The following is a 21988-nucleotide window of genomic DNA, read 5'->3' on the forward strand; positions in this document are numbered from 1 at the left end:
CGTCGCGGGCCGCGGCCTTGCGTTGCTCGGGCCATCCCAAGGGTTTAGTAGACATTGCGGCCCGTCCATCCCGACAACGCCGTGCGGGCGATGATCTGCAGGTCCATCCTGAACGTCCAGTGCTGGATGTAGTAGATGTCGTACTCGACCCGGTCGCTCATCTTGCGCAGCGTGTCCGTCTGCCCGCGCAGGCCGTTGACCTGCGCCCAGCCCGTGATGCCCGGCTTGACGCGGTGGCGCATCATGTAGCGCTGCACCAGGTCCTTGTACATTTCGTTGTGTTCCAGCGCGTGCGGACGCGGACCCACCACCGACATGTCGCCCATCAGCACATTCAGGAACTGCGGCAGTTCGTCCAGGCTGGTGCGCCTGAGGAAGCCGCCAATGCGCGTGACGCGGGCATCGTTGCGCGTGGCCTGGGTGACCACGCCATGCTCCTGATGCACTGTCATGGTGCGGAACTTGTAGACATGGAAGACCTTGCCGTCCACGCCCAGCCGAGGCTGGGTGAAGAACACCGGGCCGCGCGAAGTCGCCTTCACCAGGATCGCCACCGTCAGCATCACGGGCGACAGCCCGACCAGCGCGCAGAAGGCGAAGCCGCGGTCGAAGAGTTCCTTGGCCCAGCCTCGCACGCCGGCGGCCGGCAGGCTGTTGAGCTGTATGGCCGGCAGACCCAGGAATTCGCCGATGCGGTGCCCCAGCAGCTGGATCGACATGACATCGGGAATCCAGCGGATATCCACCAGGTCGTTGCGCAGGTGATAGAGGACTTCGCGCAGTTCCTGGCCCGCTTCCATCGGCAGCACGATCCAGATCTCGCGGACGTTGTGCTCATGCACGAAGCCATGCAGCTCGTCCAGGTCATGCAGGCGGCGGACTTGCGGCGGCAGGTTCTCATGGGGCTCGGCATAGATGCCCGCCACTTCGTAGCCCGCGCCGCGGTATTGCTCGACGCGGCGCCACAGGTCATGGCCCAGCGCGCCAAAGCCCACCAGCAGTACGCGCTTGCGGTCCAGCCCGCGGTCGCGCGCCGCGCCCAGGATCGCGTAGACCGCAATGCGTAAGCCGGCCAGCGTCAGCGCCGACATGCCGAACCACGTAGCCGCCCATATGCGCGATATCGCCGCGGTCTGGTGCATGAGAAAACTGATGCAGATGCCCAGCGCGAACACCAGCGCCCAGGCCGCCAGGCTGCGCACGACCAGGTCGGTCAGCAGGCGGCCGCGCCAGGATACATAGAGGCGGAAGGCCGGGAATATGGCGACCACGCCCAGGCCGCACAGATACACAAGGAACAGATGGATCTGCGGAGGATCCGCCAAGGCATCGTCCGAGAATTTCAAGCCGGTGGCAGTCAGGCCGCAGGCGATCACGATCGCGGCATCGAGCAAGCGATAGAGATAGCTTGCTCCGCTGAATCTAGACGACGTGTCCGTTTGGGACGGGTCCATCGCGCACTCCTGTTCGTGGGGAGCCGCCGTGCGAAAGGCAAAGACAGTGCACCGCCGCAAAGCTTGTGGCTACCGACAAAATCTTATTGAGTGCGCAAGGCACCCGAAACCTCCAAACGATGTAGGAGAAGGCTTAGGACATCCGTCGAATGTGCGGGGCTAGGAAAAGAGAGTGGAATGTCGCAACCCGTTACGCATCGGGCTCACTCCAAGCAACGAAGTCATTCACAAGTGGATTTGCCATGACGACATTTTTCGGAACGTTGAGCCGAGGCATAGCAGCTATCGCGCTCGTGTCCTCGCTGGGCGCTTGCGCCTTGTCTCCCGGTATGACCTTTGACGCCAATCAACTTGCGGATCCGCTGGATCCGAACTCCAAGGCTGTAATCAAGGAAATCACGCCGTCGCTGGTGCTTGAAGACCAGCGCGCGCGCCAGGCATTGCTCGACAACGAAGGCGTCGACAAGCTCTACGGCAAGTCCGGGCCGTACCTGATCGGGCCCGGAGACATCCTCTCGATCGTAGTGTGGGACCACCCTGAACTCGTCCTTCCGACGCAAACCTACGCCATCGGGACTGGGGTAACGGAACTAGCCATTGGAGACACCGCCTCGGGCATTCCGGGCTATACGGTTTCATCCACTGGATATATCCAATTTCCCTATGCGGGATTGCTGAAAGTGGCCGGGTTGACGGAACTTCAGGCGCGCAATCTCATAGTGAATAGTTCGAGCAAGTACATCCAGGATCCGCAGATCACCGTACGCGTTCTGGGATATCGCAGCAAGCGTGTTTACGTCGATGGCGAAGTGAAGACGCCGGGCGCAATCGCGATCAACGATATCCCGATGACCCTGTTGGAAGCGATCAACAGGGCCGGAGGCATTCTGCCCACGGGCGATCGCAGCGCAGTCTACGTGATCCGTGACGGACGCCGTACTCGCGTGAACGTGCCTGCGCTGATCGAGCGTGGCCAAGACCTGAACCAGGTGCTGCTGAAGTCCGGCGACATCGTCAGGGTCACGCCGCGCGATGACAGCAAGGTGTTCGTGATGGGCGAGGTGACCTTGCCCACCGCGGCAGTGATGCGTGACGGACGCATGTCGTTGACCGAGGCGCTGGGCTTGGCCGGAGGACCGAACCAGCTGACCTCGAATCCGTCTCAAATATTCGTTGTGCGCAGCACTGAGCAAGCGACGCCGCTGGTGTTCCACCTGAACGCCGGATCGCCGCAGACTCTTGCGGTGGCGGAGAAGTTCGAGTTGCAACCCAAAGACGTGGTGTTCGTGGATACGGCGGCCCTGGTGCGGTGGAACCGCTTCATCAGCAATCTGTTCCCGAGCGCCCAGACCGTACAGACCGTGAAGTCCATAGATTAGTCCGCCTTAAACCACGCCTGGGGACGCCGCGACCGCGGCGGCGTCTTCTCTTGGAGAGCTGCATGTCGTTGCCCATCGAATCGTTCGAGCCGTCCGTGCCGGCTCGCCAGCAGGAAACTCCGTTGTCGTCCCATGTGGACGCCATCTTCTCCAACCGGTGGATGATCATCGCGATCACTCTGCTTGCATTACTGGGGGCGCTTACCTATGTGATGATCACGCCCAAGGTGTACTCGGCCGACATCATCGTGCAGGTGGAAGAGGAAATGCCGCAGGGGCAGAGCCGCAGCCTGCTCGGCGATGTGTCCTCCATGTTCGATACCAAGGCGGAGACCTCGGGCGAAATGGAAGTGCTGCGTTCGCGCATGGTGGTTGGACCCGCAGTCGACAAGTTCCTGCTGTACATCCAGGCCAAGCCGCGCTATTTCCCCGTGATCGGCGAATGGCTGGCGCAGCGCTACGAAAGCCTGCCGTATCCGTCTAGCCTGCCGCGCGGCGGTTATGCATGGGGCGGAGAAGCCATCGCGATCTCGCAGCTGGACGTGCCCAACGAATGGCTGGGCAAGCCCTTTCGCGTGACCACGCTGGGCGAAGGGCGCTACACGCTGAGCGACAAGTTCACGGGCGCGACCTTCAACGGCACCGTGGGCAAGCCCGAGCATTTCCGGCTGCCTGGCGGCGGCGCGATGGACGTGCATATCGACGCGCTGACGGGACGCCCCGGGACCGAGTTCACGGTGTCGCGCAGCTCGCGCCTGGCAGCCATCGAGGATGTGCAGGCGCGCCTGGGGATCTTCGAGCGCGGCCGCACGTCGGGGGTGATCGGCGTCACGCTGGAAGGCAATGATCCCGCGCTGACGACTGCCGTGCTCAACCAGATCGGCCAGGAGTACGTGCAGCAGAACGTAAATCGCAAGTCGGCGCAGGCCGAGAAGTCGCTGGTATTCCTTGAACAGCAGCTGCCGGTGCTCAAGGGCGAGCTGGACGCGGCCGAGACCAAGTACAACTCCCTGCGCAACAAGCGCGGCACCATCGACCTGAGCGAAGAAGCCAAGCTGATCCTTGCGCAATCGGTGGATGCGCAGACCAAGGTGATGGAACTGCGCTCCAAGCGCCAGGAGATGATCACCCGCTTCGCGCCAACCCACCCCAGCATCGTGGCGCTGGACCGCCAGATCGCCGGGCTGACCGGGGACGTCAACCGCATCGGCAACAACATCCGCCAGCTGCCTGACCTGGAGCAGGACGTGGTGCGCCTGGTACGCGACGTGCGCGTCAACACCGAGCTCTACACGGCATTGCTCAACAACGCCCAGCAGCTGCGCCTGATCCGCGCCGGCAAGGTGGGCAACGTGCGCATCCTGGACTCGGCGGTGCAGCCGGACAAGCCGGTGCGTCCCAAGGCCGCCATCATCATCGGCGTGGCGACCGCCTTCGGCCTGATCTTCGGCATGCTGTGCGCGTTCGTGCGCAATGCGCTGTTCGGCGGACTGTCGGAACCCGACGACGTCGAACGCCATACCGGCCTGCCGGTGTTGGCCGCCATTCCCTATAGCGACATGCAGGACAAGCTGTGGCGGCGCAGCCGGCGCAAGAACGCCAGCGTGCCTGCGCTGCTGGCGCAGAGCCAGGGCAACGCGCCGCCCATCGAAAGCCTGAGGTCGTTCCGCAACGTGCTGCAGGCGTCGCTGCGCCAGTCGGCCAACAACATGGTCATGTTCACCGGCCCCGTGGCAGGCGTGGGGAAGTCCTTCCTGTCGGCCAACTTCGCCTTCATCCAGGGCGGCGTGGGCAAGCGCGTGCTGCTGATCGACGCTGACTTCCGCAAGGGCCAGCTCAACCGCTACTTTGGCGTGCCCAAGGAAGACGGCCTGTTCGAAGTGCTGTCGGGCACGATACCGCTGACCCAGGTCCGCAAGCACAGCGTGTCCGAGGGCGTGGACTTCATCGCCACCGGCGCGGTCACCTTCGACCCGTCCGAGTTGCTGGCCTCGCCGGTGTTCGGCGAAACCCTGCGCGAACTGGCCTCGCAGTACGACATGGTGATCCTGGACACGGCGCCCGTGCTGTCGTCTCCGGACGCGGCCGTGGTCGGAACGCATGCGGCGGCGGTGATGGTGGTGGTGCGTTCGGGCATGAACACCGTGGGCGAGATCCGCGAGACGGCCAAGCGCCTGATCCAGGCGGGCGCGCCGGTGGACGGCGTGCTCTTCAACGGCCTCAAGCTCCTGCCGGAACGCTTCGGCTTCCGGTCCAAGTACGGCAGTTACCGCTACTCCCGTGCGGCGTATTACGGCGATTTCAAACAGAACGGCCCTAAATAACGCCACCCGGAGAAACTGGCATGCACGGAACTTTTGGCTGGGACACGCCGCAAATTCTGGATGCGGTTTTCAAGGCTTATGACATACGCGGCACGGTGCCGGAAGAAATCGATGCGAGGTTCGCGCACAGCCTGGGGATGGCGGCGGGAACCCAGGCCCGCGAACAGGGAGCGCGGTCCATCGTGGTGGGGAGGGACGGCAGGCTGAGCAGCGTCGAGCTGGCGGCCGCCTTGCAGGCGGGCCTGCGCTCGGCGGGCATGCACGTCATCGACATCGGCATGGCGACCACGCCGATGGTGTACTTCGCGACGCGCCTGATGGACACGGGCGCGGGCATCGCGGTCACGGGCAGCCACAACCCGCCCGCGCACAACGGCTTCAAGATCGTGCTGGACGGCGCCTCGCTATATGGCGAAGGCATCACCGCGCTGCGCGATGCGATGCGCCTGCCCATCGAATCGGCCAGCGCCTCGGGCGGACGCACGCAGATGCAGATCATGCCGTGCTACACGGCGCGCCTGATGGGCGATATCCGCATGGCGCGTCCGATGAAGATCGCCATCGATTGCGGCAACGGCGTGGCGGGCGCCGCGGCGCCGGCGCTGTTCCGCGCCCTGGGCTGCGAAGTGGTCGAGCTGTTCTGCGAGGTCGACGGCTCGTTCCCGGGCCATCACCCGGATCCGGCCGATCCGCAGAACCTGCAGGACCTGATCTATTGCCTGCGCTATTCCGACTGCGAGGTCGGCCTGGCGTTCGACGGCGACGGCGACCGGCTCGGCGTGGTGACCAAGACGGGGCAGATCATCTGGCCCGATCGCCAGCTGATCCTGTTCGCGCGCGACGTGCTGTCGCGCAATCCGGGCGCCGAGATCCTCTATGACGTCAAGTGCAGCCGCCACGTGGCGCGCGCCATCACCGAGGCGGGCGGCAAGGCCACCATGTGGAAGACGGGGCACTCGCTGATCAAGGCCAAGATGCGCGAGACCGGCGCGCTGCTGGCCGGCGAGATGAGCGGCCACATCTTTTTCAAGGAGCGCTGGTACGGCTTTGACGACGGCATCTACGCCGCCGCCCGGCTGCTGGAGATCCTGTCCGGCGCGCCGGATCCCTCGGCCCTGCTGGAAAGCCTGCCGCAGTCCTGCGCTACGCCCGAAATCAAGCTGGAAACCGCCGAAGGCGAGCAGTTCGACCTGGTGGAAGCGCTGCGTGCGCAGGGACAGTTTCCCGGCGCGCAGTCCATCAACGACCTGGACGGCATCAGGGTGGATTACGCCGACGGCTTCGGCCTGGCGCGTCCGTCCAACACCACGCCGACGGTGGTATTGCGTTTTGAAGGGGACACCGTGGCCGCATTGGCCCGTATCGAGGAGGATTTCCGCAACGCGTTCCGACGCATTGCCCCTCATGTTCGTTTACCGTTTTAAGGAGCATCACGCGATGGGAAAGGCCAAGTATGCGATTGAGGCGCTAAGGGCGAATTCGGGCCTGGCGGACAGCCCGGAGTGGCAGGCGTTCGCGCAGGCCGCGCACGGCGCGGAATTGGACGGCGCGGCGCTGAAGGTCATCGAGGCGGCGGGTCTTTGCGTGGACCTGAGCATGCAACGGCAGTCGCCGGCGCTGGAAGCGGCGGCCATGTCGCTGCTGCAGGCGCGCGGCGTGGCGGATGCGCGCCAGGCATTGTTCGCGGGCGAGCCGGTCAACTGGACCGAAGGCAAACCGGCATGGCATACGGCGCTGCGCGCCGGGCGCACGCGGGAACAGCCTGACGGCCAGGACGCTGACTCCGTCTGCGAGCATTCGCGCATGACGGACTTCGTGCGGCGGGTGGACCAGACGGCCGATTTCAACACGGTGCTGCATATCGGCATCGGCGGCAGCGATTGGGGGCCGCGCCTGGCGGTCCAGGCGTTTGGCGGGGCGCAGCAGCGCCGTCAGATCCGCTTCGTGTCCAACATCGACGGACACGCGTTCCATGATGCGGTGGCCGGGCTGGACCCGCGCCGCTGCCTGGTGGTGGTGTCTTCCAAGTCCTTCACCACCGCCGAGACGCTGCACAACGCGCGCGCGGCCATCGCCTGGCTCAAGCAGGGCGGCGTGGCCGACGTGTCGGAACATCTGGCCGCGGTCACCGCCAACGTGTCGGCGGCACGCGCGCTGGGCGTGCCGTCCAGCCAGATCTTCAAGATGTGCGACTGGGTGGGCGGGCGCTATTCGGTCTGGTCGGTCGCCGGCCTGTCGATCGCGCTGACGGTCGGCGCCGACGTGCTGATCGGCATGCGGGCGGGCGCCGAGGCCATGGACCAGCATTTCCAGCAAGCACCGTTCGCCTCGAATGCGCCGATCCAGCTGGCGCTGGCGGGCCTGGTCAACTGCAGCGTGCTGGGCCACAACTCGCTGAACATCGCGGCCTACAGCGCGCGGCTGCTGCACCTGGTCACCTATTTGCAGCAGCTGGAAATGGAATCGCTGGGCAAACGGGTCGCGGGCGACGGCGCGGCGGTCGGCGTGCCGACGGCTCCCATCATCTGGGGCATGCCGGGCACCGATGGCCAGCACACCTTCTTCCAGTGGCTGCATCAAAGCGAAGAGGGCGCGCCGGTGGACTTCATCGCCAGTCTGCAAGGCCATGCGGATAGTCCCGATGCGCACCGCATGCTGCTGGCCAACTGCCTGGCGCAGCGCCAGGCGTTGCTGCGCGGCAAATGCCTGGAGCAGGCGCTGATGGACGTGGCGCACATCGACGACCAGGAGCGTGCGCTGAGCCTGGCGCAGCACATGGTCCATCCGGGCGGGCGCCCTTCGACCCTGATCGTGTTGCGCCAGCTGGATCCGCGCGGCCTGGGCGCGCTGCTGGCGTTGTACGAGCACAAGGTGTTCGTGCAGAGCGTGGTCTGGGGCATCAATCCCTTCGACCAGTGGGGCGTGGAACTGGGCAAACGCCTGGCCACCGGCATCGAGCGCGAGCTGGCGGTGCCGGTGTCGGCCGGCGTGGTGGACTGGGGCCACGACGCGTCCACCTCGTACTGGATCGACCGCTACCGCAGCCATGCACAGGCGCCGCGGCCGCGCCATGCCTGGGTGCCGGGCGTGGCGGCGCATCTGTGAGGGAGACCATGCCGGATCTGCATGTGTTGGTGACGGGCGGCGCCGGCTATATCGGCACGCACACGCTGGTCGCGATGTTGGCGGCGGGCCAGCGGCCGCTGGTGCTGGATAACTTCAGCAACGGCAGCCGCGAGGCCGTGCGCCGCGTCGAGCGCCTCTGCGGCGTGGAGATTCCTCTGGTGGAAGGGGACATCCGCAGCCCTGGACTGGTCGAATCGGTGCTGGCCGAGACGGCAGCGCGCGGCGCGCCGGTGCAGGCGGTGCTGCATCTGGCCGGCAGCAAAGCGGTGGGCGAGTCGGTTGCCGATCCGCTCAAGTACTACGACAACAACGTCGGCGGCTCGGTGACGCTACTGCGCGCCATGCGCGAGGCGGGCGTGACGCGCATGGTGTTCAGTTCTTCGGCCACAGTCTACGGCGAGCCCCGCTACCTGCCGCTGACCGAGGCGCATCCGCTGGCGCCAACCAACCCCTACGGCCGCACCAAGCTGATGGTGGAGGAAGCGCTGCGCGATGTCTGCACGGCCGATCCCGCGTTCAGCGCGGTGACGTTGCGCTACTTCAATCCCATCGGCGCGCATCCGAGCGGCCAGATCGGGGAAAGTCCGCGCGACATTCCGAACAACCTGTTCCCGTACATCACCCAGGTGGCGGTAGGTCGCCAGCCTTTCCTGCGGGTGTTCGGCGACGACTACGAGACGGCCGACGGCACCGGCGTGCGCGACTATCTGCACGTAATGGACCTGGCGCAGGGGCATGTGCAGGCGCTGGCCTATTCGGAGCGCCATCCCGGATTCGTGGCGGTCAACCTGGGTACCGGGCAGGGCACCAGCGTGCTGGAGCTGGTGCATGCGTTCGAACGGGTCAACGGCTGCCGCATTCCCGTGCAGGCGCAGGCCAGGCGTCCCGGCGACGTCGAAAAGATGTGGACCGATCCCACGCTGGCGGCTTCCTTGTTCGGCTGGCATAGCACGCATGACGTGGATGCGATGTGCGCGGACGGCTGGCGCTGGCAGCAGGGCAACCCTCAGGGCTACGACCTCGGCACAGGGACATAACCCCTGCGCCATATCGGATGGATTCCTCGAAACCGGCGCGAGCGGTTACAGTTGACGGAAATATTGCGAAGCAGCATTGCCCGGCGGCCTGGCCGCCGCGGCCGTGCACCGTCAACGAGGCGCACCCCATGTTTGAATTCAATCCCTCTACCGGCCTCCTGCAGGAGCTGCAGTCATGAGCGGGCCGACCTACAGCGCGCCGGCCCACTGGAACCTGGACAGCATCGTGTCCGGCCTGCGCGAAGCGCGCGTGGCCTGGCGCGGTCCCCGCGGCCGCCTGCGCGAAGACGCCGGCCTGCGCGAATTCCCGTCGCAGGAAAGCCTGCGCCAGATCGTCAAGGATCTCTGTGGCGCGCTGTTCCCGATGCGCCTGGGTCCCATCGACCTGCGCGAAGAGGTCGAGGACTTCTACGTCGGCCATACCATCGGCGCGGCGCTGGACGCGCTGCTGCACCAGGTCTGTCTTGAATTGCAGTACGTGGGCCGGCCCGAACAGACCGAGCCCGCGGATGCGCGCCAGCGCGCCATCGAGATCGTGCGCCAGTTCGGCGCGGAGCTGCCGCGCGTGCGCGCCGCGCTGGACCTGGACGTGACCGCCGCCTATCAGGGCGACCCGGCCGCGCACAATGTGGACGAGGTCCTGCTGTGCTATCCGGGCGTGGCGGCGATGATCCACCACCGTCTGGCCAATGTGCTGTACCGCCTGGGCGCGCCGATGCTGGCGCGCATCGTGGCGGAAATCGCGCATGCGGATACGGGCATAGACATCCACCCGGGCGCGACCATTGGCCGCAGCTTCTTCATCGACCACGGCACCGGCGTCGTGATCGGCGAGACCGCCATCATCGGCGACCGCGTGCGCCTCTATCAGATGGTCACGCTGGGCGCCAAGCGCTTCCCGCCGGGTGAAAACGGCGAACTCAAGAAGGGCCTGGCGCGTCACCCCTTGATCGAGGACGACGTGGTGATCTACGCTGGCGCGACGATTCTCGGCCGCGTCACCATCGGCAAGGGTTCGACCATCGGCGGCAACGTCTGGCTGACCCGCAGCGTGCCGCCGGGCAGCAACGTGACCCAGGCCAGCCTGGTCAGCGACATGCCCGACTGCGGCCTGGGCGGCTGAGCAGCTTGAGGCCGCAGCCTTTCGCGCAGCGGCCGCCTTTTCGCGCGGGCGCCGATGCGCGCCCGCGTAACGGCCGGCCCTGAGGAGCCTGGATGGATACACGAGTCTCTGATCTGGCCGCGCTGCGCGGCTTTGTCGACCGCCACCCGCGGCTATTCGTGCTGACGGGGGCGGGCGTCAGCACCGATTCCGGCATCCCCGACTACCGCGACACCGAAGGCGAATGGAAGCGCAAGCCGCCCATGACGCTGCAGACCTTCATGGGCGGCGAACTGGCGCGGGCGCGCTATTGGGCGCGCAGCATGGTGGGCTGGCGCCGTTTCGGCCATGTGCAGCCCAATGCCTCGCACCGGGCGCTGGCGCGGCTGGAATCGCGCGGCCGCGTCTCGGTGCTGGTGACGCAGAACGTCGACGGCCTGCACGAGGCCGCCGGCAGCCGCGACGTCGTCGACTTGCACGGCCGGCTGGACGAGGTGCGTTGCATGGCCTGCGACTGGCGCGGCGGCCGCCAGGCATGGCAAGAGGCGTTGCAGGACGGCAACCCGGAATGGACGCTGCTGGATGCCACGGATGCGCCTGACGGCGACGCCGACCTGGAAGGCGAGGACTTTGCGCAATTTCAGGTGCCGCCCTGTCCGCGCTGCCGCGGCATCGTCAAGCCGGACGTGGTCTTTTTTGGTGAAACCGTGCCGCGCGAACGCGTGGACCGCGCCAACGCCGGCCTCATGAACGCCGACGCGGTGCTGGTGGTGGGGTCATCGTTGATGGTGTATTCCGGCTACCGCTTCGTCAGCGCCGCGTCGCGCAACGGCATGCCGGTAGCTGCCATCAACCTGGGGCGCACCCGCGCCGACAGCATGCTGACGCTGAAAGTGGAACTGCCTTGCGCCGTGGCGCTGGACGCGCTGTAACACACCCCGGGGCCGGCCGGTTTTTGACCGGTCTAAGCAAGTACTTGCCCTGCAAAGGTTTTTTTCGGCTGTTACAGACCTTTCCATAGGGTTGTCCACAGGAACTGGGGATAACTCCTAGGGATAACCCCGAGTTTTCGACCTTTTTAGAGCAGCGTTTGTCAAGTCTCGGGGGCGTCCGCCATGTCCCCCATTAGCGCCTTGCGGGCCGCGTGCCAGCTGCCGGCGTCCGGCGCATATAGCAGGCCGCCGGTGCGATGCGTGGGCTTGTAGGGCGAACCGTCGAAGTGGGCCGCGTAGCCGCCGGCTTCGCGGTGCAGCAGCCAGCCGGCTGCGTGGTCCCAGGCCGTCAATTGGTTGTAGAACGCGATGTGGCAGTGCCCGGCGGCCAGCATGCGGTACTCATGCGCGGCGCAACGCAGCGAGGCGGTGCTGCCCAGGCGCGACAGGTTGCTGTTGACGGTGGTACGCATCGGCTCGGGCAGGGCGCCGGTCGAGATCAGGCCGTCCATGTCTTCGGGCGGCGCGGGGCTGGCCACCGCGAGCTGGGCCTGCTTGCCGTTTTCATATTCCATCCAGGCGCCTTCGCCGCGCACGGCGAGCGCGCTGTCGCGGCTGACCGGGTCGTAGATGACGCCCGCGATCACGTCGCCGCGATGGCAGGCGGCGATCATCATGCCGAAGAGAGGCAGGCCCGCGACGTAGTTGCGGGTGCCGTCGATTGGGTCGATCAGGAAGGCCAGGTCGGCGTCAACCAGCATGTTCAGCAGCGCGGGATTGCGGGCCGAGGCCTCTTCGCCGATCAGCACGGCGCCCGGATGCAGCTTGGCCAGGCGCGCGGCGATCAGGCGTTCGGCGGCTTCGTCCGCGTCGGTCACGAGGTCGCGGGCGGAGCTTTTGCCGCGCACAGCGCCTTCCGGCAGATTGCGAAAGCGCGGCATGACTTCCGTCTGCGCGGTTTCGGCCAGGATGGCGGCAAGCCGGCGAGTGTCCTCGCGGGTGAAGGTTCTGCTCATACGGACTCGTTCGGTCAGGGAACGCGCAAATCTACCATGCCGGACGCGGGGCGGGATGCCACATATCGGACTCCCGGAAACCCGCGCGCCAAATGCGCGCGGCCCCCGCCGGCAGAAGCGGGCGGGGGCCGCGGCGCGCAAGGGGCCGTCAGGCGCCCAGGTCCACGCAGAGGTACTTGATCTCCAGGTACTCTTCGATGCCGTACTTCGAGCCTTCGCGGCCCAGGCCGGATTGCTTGACGCCGCCGAACGGGCCGACTTCATTGGAGATGATGCCGGTGTTGATGCCGACGATGCCGTACTCCAGCGCTTCGGACACGCGCCAGATGCGGGCGTAGTCGCGGGTGAAGAAGTAGGCGGCCAGGCCGAAGATGGTGTCGTTGGCCATGCCGATGACTTCCGCTTCGGTTTCGAAGCGGAACAGCGGGGCCACCGGGCCGAAGGTTTCCTCGGTCGCGAAGCGCATCGACTGGGTCACGTCGCGCACCACGGTCGGTTCGAAGAAGGTGCCGCCCAGCGCGTGGGGCTTGCCGCCGGCGATGACCTTGGCGCCGTGCGCGGTCGCGTCGGCGATGTGCTCCTGTACCTTTTCCACGGCGCTGCTGTCGATCAGCGGACCCTGGGTCACGCCGTCGGCGAAGCCGTCGCCGACCTTCATGGCTTCGACCTTGGCGACCAGGCGCTTGGCGATTTCTTCGTACACGCCGGCCTGCACGTAGATGCGGTTGGCGCAGACGCAGGTCTGGCCGGCATTGCGGTACTTGGAAGCCAGGATGCCGTCGACCGCGCGGTCCAGGTCGGCGTCGTCGAACACGATGAAGGGCGCGTTGCCGCCCAGCTCCAGCGACAGCTTCTTGATGGTGGGCGCGCACTGCTCCATCAGCGTGCGGCCGACTTCGGTGGAGCCGGTGAAGCTCAGCTTGCGCACCACGTCGCTTTCGCACAGGGCCGCGCCGATTTCGCGCGAGCTGCCGGTGATGACATGGAACACGCCAGCGGGCACGCCGGCTTCTTCAGCCAGCACGGCCAGCGCCAGCGCGGTTAGCGGGGTCTGTTGCGCGGGCTTGACCACCATGGTGCAGCCGGCGGCCAGGGCCGGGCCGACCTTGCGGGTGATCATGGCGGCCGGGAAGTTCCACGGCGTGATGGCGGCGGTGACGCCGATGGGCTGCTTGAGCGCCATCAGGCGCTGGCCGGCCTTGGGGCTTTGCAGGATGTCGCCGTCGATGCGCTTGGCTTCTTCGCCGAACCACTCCAGGAACGAGGCGGCATAGGCGATTTCGCCGGCGGCTTCGGTCACGGGCTTGCCCTGTTCGGACGTCATGATGGCGGCCAGGTCCTGCTGGTTCTGCATCATGAGCTGGGCCCACTTCAGCAGGATCGCGGCGCGTTCCTTGCCGGTCTTGGCGCTCCAGGCGGGCAGGGCGGCCTCGGCGCTGGCGATGGCTTGTTCGGCTTCCTTGCGGCCCAGCTTGGGCACGGACACGATGGTCTTGCCGGTGGAGGGATTGTCCACGGGGATGGACGGGCCATTGCCGGCGGCTACCCACTTGCCGTCGATGTAGCAGGCGTCGCGCAGCAGATCGGGGCGCGCCAGGGGATGGGTCAGTGCGGTCATTGTTGGAGTCTCCTTGAAGGGAAGCGGTGGGCCAGGAAACGCTTGCGGGCGTGGCGGCAGATCCGCTACGCCCGCAAAACTTGTGCCTGCCCGCCGGAATACCGGTAGTTCAGGTCCTGTGCGTCAGGCGGCGAGCGCCTCGGACAGGATGGCCAGCGCGCGATCGAACTGGGCGTCGGGGATGGTCAAGGGGTACAGGAAGCGCAGGACGTTGCCGTACACACCGCAGCTTAGCAAAATCAGGCCCTTTTCGATGGCGCGGGCTTGCACACGCTTGACCGCTTCCGCGTCCGGCTTGCCGGTGGCGGGATCGTTCAGTTCCAGGGCGACCATGGAGCCCAGGCCGCGCACGTCGGCGATGCCCGGCACCTTGGCGCGCAGGCCTTCCAGGTGCGCGCGCAGCTTGTCGCCCAGGGTGACGGCGCGTTCGCACAGCTTTTCCTCGGCGATCACGTCCAGCACGGCATGCGCCGCGGCGACCGCCAGCGGGTTGCCGGCGTAGGTGCCGCCCAGGCCGCCGGCCGCAGGCGCGTCCATGACGTCGGCGCGGCCGACCACGCCCGAGATCGGGAAGCCGCCGCCCAGGCTCTTGGCCATGGTGATCAGGTCGGCCTGGACCGAGTGGTGTTCCATGGCGAACAGCTTGCCGGTGCGGCCGAAGCCGGTCTGGACTTCGTCGGCGATCAGCAGGATGCCGTGTTCGTCGCAGATCTTGCGCAGCGCCGTCATCAGTTCCGGCGGGGTGATGTTGAAGCCGCCTTCGCCCTGGACAGGTTCCAGAATGATGGCCGCGACGCGCTTGGGATCGATGTCGCACTTGAACAGCAGGTCCAGCCCCTTGAGCGAGTCCGCCACGGTGATGGACTGGGTGGCGTTGGGGAAGGGCACGTGATAGATGTCGCCCGGCATCGGACCGAACGACAGCTTGTACGGGGCGACCTTGCCGGTCAGCGCCATGCCCAGCATGGTGCGGCCGTGGAACGAACCCGAGAAGGCGATGACGCCCGAGCGGCCGGTGGCCGAGCGCGCGATCTTGATGGCGTTTTCGACGGCTTCGACGCCGGTGGTGAAGAAGGCGCTCTTCTTCAGGCCGTCGATGGGGGCGAGGCGGTTGATGCGCTCGGCCAGCGAGACATAGCCTTCGTACGGCACGATCTGGTAGGCCGTGTGCGTGAAGTTGTCCAGCTGCGCGGAGACCGCGGCCTTGATCTTCGGGTGCAGGTGGCCCGTGTTCAGGACGGCGATGCCGCCTGCGAAATCGATATATTCCTTGCCATTGGCGTCCCACAGGGTGGCGTTTTCGGCGCGCACCGCGTAGAAGTCGCACATGACGCCGACGCCGCGGGGCGTGGCCAGGGAACGGCGGGTATTCAGGTCCTGATTCTTCATCTCAGCCTCTGCGAGCATGATGGGGCGGGAAAACCTTATTTAATGCTACGATGGCCCCATTTGTGGGAACCACTTTTATAAATCGGGTAGAACCAATTGCGGTCCATAGTCGGTGACTTGCTGCAGCTGCGGCTGGCGGACGGCTCCAGCGAGCCCATGAACAAGCGGCTGTACCGCGGCATCCGGGAAGCCATCCTGGATGGAGCCATTGCTGCGGACTCGCGCCTGCCCGCCTCGCGCGACCTGGCGGCAGAGCTCGGCATCGCCCGCAACACCGTGGTCCACGTCTATAGCCAACTGCTGGCTGAAGGCTACACCCGCAGTCGCCAGGGCAACGGCACCTTCGTCAACGCCTCGGTGCCGGATTCCTACCTGGCCAGCGGCCGGCGCAAGCGCCAGCCGCCGCCCGCGCAGCCGCGCCCGGCGCTGTCGCCGCGCGGCGCCGCCATCGTCGACGGCGTCTCGGCCTCGCCCTACCAATGGGGCGCCTTCATGCCCGGCGTGCCCGACCTGACCGAATTCCCGCACAAGAAGTTCGGCCGCATTTTCAGCGCCCTGTGGCGCAATCCCTCGCCCGACCTGCTGACCTACGCCTACGGCGGCGGGCTGCCGGCCCTGCGCGAGGCGCTGGCGCAGCATCTGGCGCTGACGCGCTCGATCGATTGCGATCCCGAGCAGATCATCATCACCGAAGGTTCGCACCAGGCCATCGACCTGACCACCCGCATCCTGGGCGAAGCCGGCGAGACCGCCTGGGTCGAGGATCCTGGCTACTGGGGCGCGCGCACCGTGCTGCAGGCCAACGGCCTGCACACCGTGCACCTGCCGGTGGACGAGGAGGGCATGCGCCTGCCGGAGACCGTGGGCACGCCGCCGCGTTTCATCTTCGTCACGCCCTCGCACCAGTATCCGCTGGGGCCGGTCATGTCGCTGACGCGCCGGCGCCAGTTGCTGGCGGTGGCGCGGCAAAGCGGCAGCTGGATCATCGAAGACGACTACGACAGCGAATTCCGCTTCTCCGGCCGGCCCATCGCTTCGCTGTTGGGCTTGGAACCCGACGCGCCCGTGATCTACATGGGAACCTTCAGCAAGACCTTGTATCCGGGCCTGCGCGTGGGCTACCTGGTGCTGCCCAAGACCCTGACCGCCGCGTTCCAGGCAGCGCACGCCGAGCTCTACCGCGAGGGCCACCTGATGACGCACGCGGCCCTGGCCACGTTCATCTCGGAAGGCCACTACGCCGCCCACATCCGCCGCATGCGCATGCTGTACGGACGCCGCCGCGCCATGCTGGTCAATCTGATTGAACGCAGGCTGGGGCCGGATTGGCTGCATCGCGACGCCAGCATGGCGGGGCTGCATCTGGTGCTGACGCTGCCCGAGGACATGGACGATCTGCGCGTGGTGGATGTGGCGCGCAGCAAGGGCGTGCTTACGCGCGCGCTGTCGCGCTACTACGTCAACGACGAGGGCCGCCGGCCGGGCCTGCTGCTGGGCTATGCCTGCGTGCCGGAGCACGACATTGCGCGCAAATTCGAGGTGCTGCTGGACAGCCTGAACGAAGTGGCGCGCGCGTCCGTCGCGCTGGCGGCGTCAGGCGGGCGCTAGCGCCGCCGCGAAGGCCGCGGCGTTGCGCATGCCCTGGTCTTCGAAGTTGGTGTTGAACACCGCGTGCGCCTGGGCGCTTTGCGCCGCCAGCCGCGCGAAGCGCTCGGCCAGTTCGGCCAGCTCCTGTTCCGAGTATTCGTATTGGAAGCGGCCCGAGGACGCGGCGCCGGACACGTTCCAGGCGGCCGTATTGCGTCCGTGCAGGCGCAGCAGCGTCAGCTCCGGATGGGTGCACTCCCAGACCGCGGGCACGGTGTTGTCGAAGCCTTGGGGGCTATCGACCACCGTATGGACCACGCCGAGATCGCGTTCGAAGGCCAGGGTGTCCGTGGTGGCGGAGGGCGACTCGAACCAGCTGCGGTGGCGGAATTCCACCGACACCAGGTGTTCTTCCATGCGACGCGCGCAGTCGGCCACCCGCGCCCGGCCGCGCGCGTCGCGCCGGATCCAGGGCGGGAACTGGAAATGCACCGCGCCCAGCTTGCCCGTCATGCGCAAGGGTTCCAGCGCAAGCTGGTAGCGGCGCCAGAGTTCATCGCGCAGGTCGGCGGGCATGCGGTCGTGGTAAATGACGGGTTCCGGCCAATCGGGCAGTTCGCGCCGGATGTCCGCGGGCAGCGCGGATAGCGGCGTCTGATGGCCGGTGAACAGCCGGAAGGCCTTGATGTTGAAGACGAAATCGTCCGGCGTGCGCTGCGCCCACAAGTAGGCGTTTTCGGCCGTGGGCATGGCGTAATAGCTGGAATCGACCTCGGCCATGGGAAAGCGCGAGGCATAGAAGCGCAGCCGCGCTTCGGCGCTGCGGACCTCGGGCGGGTAGAAGCGGCCGCAGGCCAGCAGGGTGGGATCGGTCCAGGAGGCGGTGCCGGTCAAGAGGCGCATGGCCACAGGCGAATCAGACTTTATTGAAAAAATTCTGTATAAATATACAGTGTTCATCCGAAGCCCGGCAATGTCCGGGCTCGCCGTTTTCAGCGGCTGCCTTGCTGCGGCCCCGCCCCATGTCCGACCAAACCGATACGTCCAACCCGTCCGCCGAACGCCCCGATCCCCTGGCCGATCTCAATCCCGCCCAACGCGAGGCCGCCGAATTCGGCGTGGCCGGCGCGCCGGGAGACGACGGCCCCCTGCTGGTGATCGCCGGGGCAGGCTCGGGCAAGACCAATACGCTGGCCCACCGGGTCGCGCACCTGATCCTGAACGGCGCCGATCCCCAGCGCATGCTGCTGTTGACCTTCTCGCGCCGCGCGGCGCTGGAAATGGAGCGGCGCGTGGGCTCGGTGCTGCAGCGGGTGATGAGGCTGCGCGCCACGCAGCAGGCGCCGTCGCTGCCCTGGGCCGGCACCTTCCACGCCATCGGCGCGCGCCTGCTGCGCGATTGCGCGCAACGCATCGGCCTGTCCGAGGCCTTCACCATCCACGACCGCGGCGATGCCGAGGACCTGATGGGCATGGTGCGCCACGAACTGGGCCTGTCGTCCACCAAGTCGCGCTTTCCGCTCAAGGGCACCTGCCTCGCCATCTATTCGCGCGTGGTCAACAGCCAGACCCCGGTGGCCGACGTGCTGAAGACCTCCTTCCCCTGGTGCGCCCAATGGGAAGACGAACTCAAGAACCTGTTCCGCGCCTACGTCGCGGCCAAGCAGGACCAGCAGGTGCTGGACTACGACGACCTGCTGCTGTACTGGGCCGAGATGATGGGCGACCCCGGCATCGCGGCCGACGTGGGCGCGCGCTTCGACCACGTACTGGTGGACGAATACCAGGACACCAACCGCTTGCAATCCGCCATCCTGCTGGCGATGAAGCCCGACGGCCGCGGCCTGACGGTGGTGGGCGACGATGCCCAATCCATCTATTCGTTCCGCGCGGCCACGGTGCGCAACATCCTGGACTTTCCGAACCAGTTTCCCAACCCGGCCAGGGTCATCACGCTGGACCGCAACTACCGTTCCACCCAGCCCATCCTGAACGCGTCCAATGCCGTGATCGGCCTGGCCACGGAACGTTACGCCAAGGACCTGTGGACCGATCGCCAGTCGTCCCAGCTGCCCGAACTGGTGACGGTCAGCGACGAAGCCGGCCAGGCGCGCTGGGTGGCCGACCAGGTGCTGGCGCAGCGCGAAGGCGGGGCCACGCTCAAGTCGCAGGCGGCGCTGTTCCGCACCGCCAGCCACAGCGCCGCGCTGGAACTTGAACTGACCCGCCGCAACATTCCCTTCGTGAAGTTCGGCGGGCTGCGCTTCCTGGAGGCCGCGCACGTGAAGGACCTGTTGTCGCTATTGCGCTGGGCGGAGAATCCGCGCGGCCGCATGGCGGGCTTTCGCGTGGCGCAGTTGCTGCCCGGCATCGGCCCGGCCACGGCGGGCAAGCTGATGGACGCCATGTCCGCCTCCGCCGAACCGCTGCGCGCGCTGCGCGAATTCAAGCCGGGCGCGGCGGCGCAGGAAGAGTGGGGCGCTTTCGCCGATACGTATGCGGCCTTGTGCGACCCCGCGCTGAAATGGCCCGCCGACGTGGACCTGGCCCTGCGCTGGTATGGCGCGCAGCTGGAACGCTTGTATGACGATGCGCGCGTGCGCCGCGCCGACCTGGACCAGTTGGTGCGCATCGCCGCGGGCTACGGCTCGCGCGAACGCTTCCTGACCGAACTGACGCTGGATCCGCCGGACGCCACCAGCGACGAGTCCGGGGCGCCGCATCGCGACGAGGACTACATGATCCTGTCCACCATCCATTCCGCCAAGGGACAGGAATGGAAGGCGGTCTATGTCCTGAACGTGGTGGACGGCTGCATCCCGTCGGACATGAGCACCGGCACGGCCGAGGAAATCGAGGAAGAGCGCCGCCTGCTGTATGTGGCGATGACACGCGCCAAGGAACGCCTGCAGCTCATCGTGCCGCAGCGCTTCTACGTGCACCAGCAGACCGGCATGGGCGACCGGCACGTCTATGGATCGCGCACGCGCTACATCACCAATGCGATGCTGCCGCTGTTCGACCACCTGCCCAAGCTGCCGGACCTGCCCGCCGGGCGCGCCGCGCCGAAGGAGCCTCAAGCGCCCAGCGTGGACGTGGCCAAGCGGGTGCGGAACCTGTTCTCGTAGGCTGGGCTATCATCGGCCGATACGCATAAGCTGTCCGGCAGGGATCGCATTGCAAAAGGGTGTTTATGTCTACTGAAGAACATACCGCCGACGACTCGAAACGAGAGGTCGTCGCATCGATCGCCTATGTGAACGGACGGCGGGAACGCGAGGTTCCCATCGACGAAGTCGCCCAGTACGTCAGCCAGGACCACGGCATGCTGTGGATCGGCCTGCGCAATCCGCGCCCGGAAGTGCTGGCGAAGGTCGCCAGCGAACTCGGCGCCTGCGACAAGAACCAGGAAGAAATGCTGGAATCCCACCGGCGGCCGAAGATCATCGACTACGGCAACATGATCCTCATCGTCGCCATCACGGTCGAGGTCGAGGCCGAGCGCCCCATCTTCGGCGAGACCCAGTTCCTGATCGGCGATGGCTTTTTGGTCACGGTGCGGCGCGGCGCCACCGCCGGCCATAGCCCCTTGCGCGAACGGCTGGAAGCCTCGCCCGACCTGCTCAAGCGCGGCAGCGATTATGTGGCTTCCGAACTGCTGGACTGGCTGGTGGATCGCTATGTCGCGGCCGCCGGCAAGATCGAATCCGTGGTCGAAGGCGCCGAACAGAAGCTGCTGATCCGAGGCGCCAAGGACTCGGACATCCGCAGGCTGTACCGGCAGCGCCGCGACCTGCTGCGCATCCATACCGTGGTGTCGCCGCTGGCCGAAATCTGCCGACGCCTGGCGCGGGTCGAGATGTCCGCGGTGGACGAGCATGCCCGTCCGTATTTCGGCGAGGTCGCCGACCGCGTGCTGCGCGTGGATGAACTTTTCAACTCGCTGCGCGAATCCCTGGCCTTCGCCTTTGAAGCCAGCCTGATGATAGGTCAGGCCGCGCAGAACGACACCACCCGCAAGCTGGCGTCCTGGGCCGCCATCCTGGCGGTGCCCACGGCCATTGCCGGCATCTACGGCATGAACTTTGAATTCATGCCCGAACTGAAATCGCCCTGGGGCTATCCGATCACGCTGGGCGTCATCGTGTCGATCTGTTCGGTCCTGTATTGGCGCTTCCGCAAGTCGGGGTGGCTGTAGCGGGCGACTTCACGCCTCGCCTTTATGGCAAACTGCCTGCGTTTTCCTTCCTGGAGCCTGGCTGGTGCGTGGCAAATCCCCTTTACGCGGCGGCAGCAAGCTGACCGCCCTGATCGTCGCCGTGATCCTTGCGGCGGCAGGCGCCATCGTCAACTGGCTGCAGCCTTCGGGAAGAGAGGGGCAGGACCGGGCTGAACGGCAGGCGCCTTCAGCCCAGGGCCGGCCCGGCGCGACGCTGGCTGGCGGCATTCCGCAGGGCAGCTATACGCTTACCGGCATGATCGTCAACGTGGCCGACGGCGACACCGTGACGCTGCGCGCGTCCGACGGTCAGCACCGCATCCGCATGGACAGTATCGATGCGCCCGAAGAGGGCCACGGGTCCGACCAGCCCGGGCAACCCTATGCCGAGGCCGCGCGCAAGAACCTGGCCGGCCTGGTCGCGGGCAAGACGCTAAGCGCGCAATGCTACGAGAAGGACCAGTACGGCCGGGAAGTCTGCGCCCTGATCCTGGATGACGGCCGTTCGGCCAACCGCCTGCAGGTGGAGGCCGGCTACGCCTGGGCCTATACGGCGCGCCAGGGCGACTACCTGCGCGACAGGGCCATGCCGGACCTGCAGCGCCAGGCCAAGGCGGCCGGGCGCGGCCTGTGGGCGCAGCCCGGCGCCATGCAACCCTGGAAGTGGCGCTACGACTGCTGGCGGCAGCGCCAGTGCGGTTGAACCCGCGCGGGCCGGCCCGGAACGCCGCGCCCGAGCGCCGCCAGCCCTGGGGGATGCCTGGGTATGGTCCCCGGCCCGTGTTTGCTATCCTCTGTCGCAACG

General features: G+C 66.7%; 16 protein-coding genes. 11 read left to right on the forward strand and 5 right to left on the reverse strand.

All coding sequences use genetic code 11. The features are described from left to right. Positions 1–44: 44 nt before the first annotated feature. Positions 45–1454, reverse strand: coding sequence for an undecaprenyl-phosphate glucose phosphotransferase (locus IB257_RS23455; protein WP_125471884.1), 1410 nt, complete (start codon positions 1452–1454; stop codon positions 45–47). A 242-nt stretch (positions 1455–1696) separates the two neighbouring features. Between IB257_RS23455 and IB257_RS23460 the strand changes: the two genes are divergently transcribed. From IB257_RS23460 to IB257_RS23490, 7 genes are all read left to right on the forward strand, one after another. Beyond that, a complete protein-coding gene (locus tag IB257_RS23460) occupies positions 1697–2833 on the forward strand; it encodes a polysaccharide biosynthesis/export family protein (RefSeq protein WP_054453063.1) in 1137 nt (378 codons plus the stop codon). Positions 2834–2895: 62 nt separating this feature from the next. Then, positions 2896–5157: a GNVR domain-containing protein gene (locus tag IB257_RS23465; RefSeq protein ID WP_054453060.1), complete on the forward strand. Its 2262-nt coding sequence runs from the start codon at positions 2896–2898 to the stop codon at positions 5155–5157. A gap of 20 nt (positions 5158–5177) precedes the next feature. Then, entirely contained in the window at positions 5178–6581 is a 1404-nt protein-coding gene (locus IB257_RS23470; protein WP_054453058.1) for a phosphomannomutase/phosphoglucomutase, read from the forward strand. 13 nt (positions 6582–6594) lie between these two features. Next, positions 6595–8262, forward strand: a complete 1668-nt coding sequence (pgi, locus tag IB257_RS23475; protein ID WP_054453056.1) for a glucose-6-phosphate isomerase — start codon at positions 6595–6597, stop codon at positions 8260–8262. An 8-nt stretch (positions 8263–8270) separates the two neighbouring features. Next, positions 8271–9320 (forward strand): UDP-glucose 4-epimerase GalE, encoded by a 1050-nt coding sequence (galE, locus tag IB257_RS23480; protein ID WP_119450026.1) that lies wholly within the window; start codon positions 8271–8273, stop codon positions 9318–9320. Positions 9321–9495: 175 nt separating this feature from the next. Beyond that, a complete protein-coding gene (gene epsC / locus IB257_RS23485) occupies positions 9496–10443 on the forward strand; it encodes a serine O-acetyltransferase EpsC (protein WP_054453050.1) in 948 nt (315 codons plus the stop codon). A gap of 92 nt (positions 10444–10535) precedes the next feature. After that, entirely contained in the window at positions 10536–11354 is an 819-nt protein-coding gene (locus tag IB257_RS23490; RefSeq protein WP_119450025.1) for an NAD-dependent protein deacetylase, read from the forward strand. A 161-nt stretch (positions 11355–11515) separates the two neighbouring features. On the opposite strand, the gene IB257_RS23495 is transcribed toward IB257_RS23490, so the two are convergent. The 3 genes from IB257_RS23495 to IB257_RS23505 all read right to left on the reverse strand — a co-directional run bounded on the left by IB257_RS23495 (position 11516) and on the right by IB257_RS23505 (position 15377). Then, positions 11516–12370: an inositol monophosphatase family protein gene (locus IB257_RS23495; RefSeq protein ID WP_054453047.1), complete on the reverse strand. Its 855-nt coding sequence runs from the start codon at positions 12368–12370 to the stop codon at positions 11516–11518. Between the two features lie 148 nt (positions 12371–12518). Continuing rightward, entirely contained in the window at positions 12519–13988 is a 1470-nt protein-coding gene (locus tag IB257_RS23500; RefSeq protein ID WP_054453045.1) for an NAD-dependent succinate-semialdehyde dehydrogenase, read from the reverse strand. A 123-nt stretch (positions 13989–14111) separates the two neighbouring features. Further along, the gene (locus tag IB257_RS23505; RefSeq protein WP_054453043.1) at positions 14112–15377 is read right to left on the reverse strand and encodes a 4-aminobutyrate--2-oxoglutarate transaminase; all 1266 of its coding nucleotides are present in this window, start codon (positions 15375–15377) and stop codon (positions 14112–14114) included. A gap of 96 nt (positions 15378–15473) precedes the next feature. On the opposite strand from IB257_RS23505, the gene IB257_RS23510 reads away from it, so the two are divergent. Beyond that, positions 15474–16985, forward strand: coding sequence for a PLP-dependent aminotransferase family protein (locus IB257_RS23510; protein WP_367648240.1), 1512 nt, complete (start codon positions 15474–15476; stop codon positions 16983–16985). Here IB257_RS23510 and IB257_RS23515 read toward each other — a convergent pair. Continuing rightward, positions 16971–17867, reverse strand: a complete 897-nt coding sequence (locus IB257_RS23515; protein ID WP_054453679.1) for a DUF72 domain-containing protein — start codon at positions 17865–17867, stop codon at positions 16971–16973. The two genes, IB257_RS23510 and IB257_RS23515, sit on opposite strands and share 15 nt — an antisense overlap. Before the next feature lie 119 nt (positions 17868–17986). Here IB257_RS23515 and IB257_RS23520 point away from each other — a divergent pair, with 119 nt between their 5' ends. The 3 genes from IB257_RS23520 to IB257_RS23530 all read left to right on the forward strand — a co-directional run bounded on the left by IB257_RS23520 (position 17987) and on the right by IB257_RS23530 (position 21886). Further along, the gene (locus IB257_RS23520) at positions 17987–20092 is read left to right on the forward strand and encodes an ATP-dependent helicase (RefSeq protein WP_192330956.1); all 2106 of its coding nucleotides are present in this window, start codon (positions 17987–17989) and stop codon (positions 20090–20092) included. Positions 20093–20157: 65 nt separating this feature from the next. Then, positions 20158–21162 carry a magnesium and cobalt transport protein CorA gene (locus IB257_RS23525; RefSeq protein WP_054453040.1) on the forward strand — a complete coding sequence of 335 codons (1005 nt, stop codon included), beginning with the start codon at positions 20158–20160 and terminating at the stop codon, positions 21160–21162. Positions 21163–21226: 64 nt separating this feature from the next. Further along, positions 21227–21886: a thermonuclease family protein gene (locus IB257_RS23530; protein ID WP_370539858.1), complete on the forward strand. Its 660-nt coding sequence runs from the start codon at positions 21227–21229 to the stop codon at positions 21884–21886. Positions 21887–21988 lie beyond the last annotated feature (102 nt).

The organism is Achromobacter sp. ACM03 (assembly GCF_014851665.1).
GTDB classification, from domain to species: Bacteria; Pseudomonadota; Gammaproteobacteria; order Burkholderiales; family Burkholderiaceae_B; genus Achromobacter; species Achromobacter aegrifaciens.